The sequence below is a fragment of the Gordonia sp. (in: high G+C Gram-positive bacteria) genome (assembly GCF_012515855.1).
GTDB lineage: Bacteria > Actinomycetota > Actinomycetes > Mycobacteriales > Mycobacteriaceae > Gordonia.
The window spans coordinates 1-3,577 of the sequence record NZ_JAAYXO010000033.1; the positions used below are offsets into that span (position 1 = coordinate 1).

Consider the following 3,577-nt stretch of genomic DNA (forward strand, 5'->3'; position numbering starts at 1 on the left):
GACTTCTACAAAGTGGTCGCCGACGGCAGTGCAGAGGTGGTCACCGACACCATCGAGAGCTTCACACCGACCGGTATCCGGGTCTCGTCGGGGCGTGAGCTAGCGGCCGACATCGTCGTCACCGCAACGGGATTGGACTTGGTCGCGTTCGGGGGCATCGACCTGTCCGTCGACGGAGAGCGCGTCGACCCGGGTGAGAAGTACGGATACCGGGCGTACATGCTCGACGATGTTCCGAACTTCGCGTGGTCGGTCGGGTACACCAACGCCTCGTGGACGTTGCGTGTCGACCTCACCAGTCAAGCGGTGGCCGAGTTGCTGGCTCACATGCGCGCGAACGGCTACACGCGCGCCTACCCGACTCTCGACGGGGCAAAACCGAAGGCGCACGCCTTCTTCGACCTCAGCTCGGGATACGTGCAGCGTGCCGGCGGACGACTGCCGAAGGCGGGTGAAGAGGCGCCGTGGCAGGTTCGCCACAATGCGCTGCTGGACGCGATCGACGCCCGCCGGTACGACGTGACCGAAGCGATGGTGTTCTCGCGGACCGAGCCGGCGGTCGCCGTCGTCGCACCGGAGCCGACCGACACTCCGGAAGCCGCTGAAGAGAGCGAGACCGCCCAATGACCCTCACCCGAGAACAGGCGATCGCCGGATTCTTCGAGCGCGTCTCCTCGCAAGAGATCAGTGCTCCGGAACACCTCGACGAGATCTGGGCGGCGCTGCCGACGGTGACGATCGACGAGATCCTCGGCCACTGGCGTGGGGGCGAGCTGCCGTCCGGGCACCCGATGGACGGTCAACTCGCGCTCGTGCGCTGGCACGGGAAGTGGTTCGACTCGCGGTACCGTGTGGCGCCGATGGTCTGCCGGGACGACGACGGGAATCTATACTCCAACAAGGAGATCGGTAAAGGAGAGGCAAGTCTCTGGCCGGTGGAGTTCCGCGGGGAAGTGACCGCGTCGATGGTCTATGACGGGCAGCCGGTGATCGATCACTTCAAGCGAGTCGACGAGACCACCCTCATGGGGATCATGAACGGCAAGACCTCGCTGGTCCGCGACCGTCACTTCTACTTCTACCTTCAGCGCGACCGCGACGGTGCGGCTCCCGGTGGCGGGGACTGAGTCGCTCCATGGTTTCAGTGAACTTCGGGCGTTCCCGGCAGAACGACGTCTACACCGCCGGCGTCCACGGGCGCACGCCCACGGTGCCCGCCGATTTCGCAGAGTTGGAGCGGCGGGCACGCGCCAAGATGTCGCGCCGCGCTTGGGCCTACATCGCGGGCGGCGCCGGTGAAGGCCGGACGATGACGGCCAACCGGCGGGCGCTGGACTCCTGGGCCATCGTCCCGCGCGTCCTCAGAGACGTGAGCGAACGAAGCCTGCAGACCGAGCTGTTCGGCCAGACACTTTCTGCTCCAGTGCTTTTCGCGCCAGTCGGTGCGGGCGCACTGGCCTACCCGGATGCCGACGTGCATATCGGAAGGGCTGCCGCGGAACTCGGTGTGCCCTACATCTTCTCCAATCAGGGCTGCGCGCCGATGGAGGGGGTCGCCGACGCGATGGAGGCCGTGAAACCGGGTGCTCCCCGTTGGTTCCAGCTGTACTGGTCGACCGATGACCGGTTGGTGGACAGTCTGATCCGACGCGCGGAGACGATGGGTGCGGCGGCGCTGACCGTCACTCTGGACACCACCATGCTCGGCTGGCGGCCGCAGGATCTGAATCTCGGCTCGCTGCCCTTCGCCCGGGCCGAGGGCATCGACCAGTACACCTCGGACCCGTCGTTCTGGGAGATCGTCGCCGAGCGCATGCGAGACGCCGCGTCGACCGGTGAGACCGCGAAGCAGGAGGTCTCGCTCGGCGCGATCAAGACGCTGCTGTCGATCGTGCGTAACATGCCGGAGCTGTCCGGGATCCTTTCGACGGGGCGCAAGGGGCGGTCGACGGGGCTCAAGGGGCGGTCGTCGGGGCTCAAGGAGCGAGTGACCAAGGGGCCGGCGGCGGTGCAGACGTTTCTGGACATCTATTCGCGGCCGTCGCTCGACTGGGACGACATCGCGTCCCTGCGCGAGAAGACCACCCTCCCGATCGTGCTCAAGGGGATCCTGCACCCCGACGACGCTCGGACGGCGGTCGAGCTCGGCATCGACGGGATCATCGTCTCCAACCACGGTGGCCGGCAGATCGACGGTGAGATCAGTTCGACGGACGCATTGGTGGACGTCGTCGATGCCGTGGGCGAAGAGGATGTGAAGATCCTCATCGACTCCGGCTTCTACACCGGCTCGGACGTGTTCAAGGCGCTCGCGCTGGGCGCCGACGCGGTGTGTATCGGGCGTCCGCACATGTACGGTCTGGCCCTGAACGGGGCCGACGGCGCCCGCGACGCGGTCGCGAACATCCTCGCCGAACTCGACCTGACCCTCGGCTTGTCCGGGCACACGAGCGTCGCCGATCTGGACCGGTCCGCGCTGAAACACCTTCCTTGAGTCGCCGGCGATCCTCCGTAGGTCGCCGGCGATCAGGAATCGCAGCGTTCGCCTGACGCCTCGGCAATGCAGGACATCGCTCGTCGGGCAGGGAGTCCGCCCGGGCCGACGTTCGACCCATCACGCGTGCAACGGTTCTCGTAGCTCATCGGCGGCCCCACGATGGTCGCCATGACCCGACAGATCCATCTCAACGCATTCGACATGAACTGCGTCGCCCATCAGTCGCCCGGACTGTGGCGCCATCCCGACGACCGCTCGTGGGACTACAACACCCTCGACTACTGGGTGCATCTGGCTCAGGTGCTCGAGCGGGGCCGCTTCGACGGACTGTTCATCGCCGACGTCCTGGGCGCCTACGACGTCTACGCCGGCACCGACGAAGCGGCGATCCGGCAGGGCGCTCAGATCCCGGTGAACGACCCGCTGCTGCTGGTGTCAGCGATGGCGCACGCGACCGAGCATCTCGGATTCGGTATTACGACGGGTACCGGCTTCGAGCACCCGTATCCCTTCGCCAGGCGGCTCTCCACCCTGGATCACCTCACCCGCGGGCGGATCGGCTGGAACGTGGTCACCGGGTACCTGCCGTCCGCGGCCCGCAATCTGGGCGACGACGGTCTGCTGGACCACGACCAGCGTTACGACCATGCCGACGAATACCTGACCGTGCTGTACAAGCTGTGGGAAGGCTCCTGGGAGGACGACGCCGTCCTGCGTGACCGGGCCGCCGGGATCTTCGCCGATCCCGCCAAGGTGCACCACATCGGCCACCACGGCGAGCACTTCCGGGTGCCCGGGATCCATCTGTCGGAGCCGTCGCCTCAGCGCACTCCGGTGATCTACCAGGCCGGGGCGTCGCCGCGCGGACGGCGCTTCGCCGCCCAGAACGCCGAGGCCGTCTTCGTCGCGGCGCCCACCAAGACCATCCTCCGAGAGCTGGTCGGCAAGATCCGCGAGGAACTGGTCGCGGCGGGCCGCGGCCCCTACGACGCGAAGATCTACACCCTTGTCACCGTCATCACTGCCAGCACTCCGGAGGCCGCGCGGGAGAAAGCGGCCGAGTACCAGCGCTACGCCTCC

3 protein-coding genes and 1 pseudogene are annotated in these 3,577 nt (G+C 67.0%); all 4 read left to right on the plus strand.

What is annotated here, in order from left to right; all coding sequences use genetic code 11:
• Positions 1–627, plus strand: a pseudogene (locus GX543_RS02170) (FAD-dependent oxidoreductase); the annotation flags it as partial.
• On the plus strand, positions 624–1,127 hold the full coding sequence (locus tag GX543_RS02175) for a DUF4334 domain-containing protein (RefSeq protein WP_290849488.1): 504 nt from the start codon (positions 624–626) through the stop codon (positions 1,125–1,127). The pseudogene GX543_RS02170 and the gene GX543_RS02175, both read left to right, overlap by 4 nt.
• Before the next feature lie 8 nt (positions 1,128–1,135).
• A complete protein-coding gene (locus GX543_RS02180; RefSeq protein ID WP_290849489.1) occupies positions 1,136–2,494 on the plus strand; it encodes an alpha-hydroxy-acid oxidizing protein in 1,359 nt (452 codons plus the stop codon).
• 171 nt (positions 2,495–2,665) lie between these two features.
• Positions 2,666–3,577: NtaA/DmoA family FMN-dependent monooxygenase (locus GX543_RS02185; RefSeq protein ID WP_290849490.1), on the plus strand; the 912-nt coding region annotated here is incomplete at its 3' end.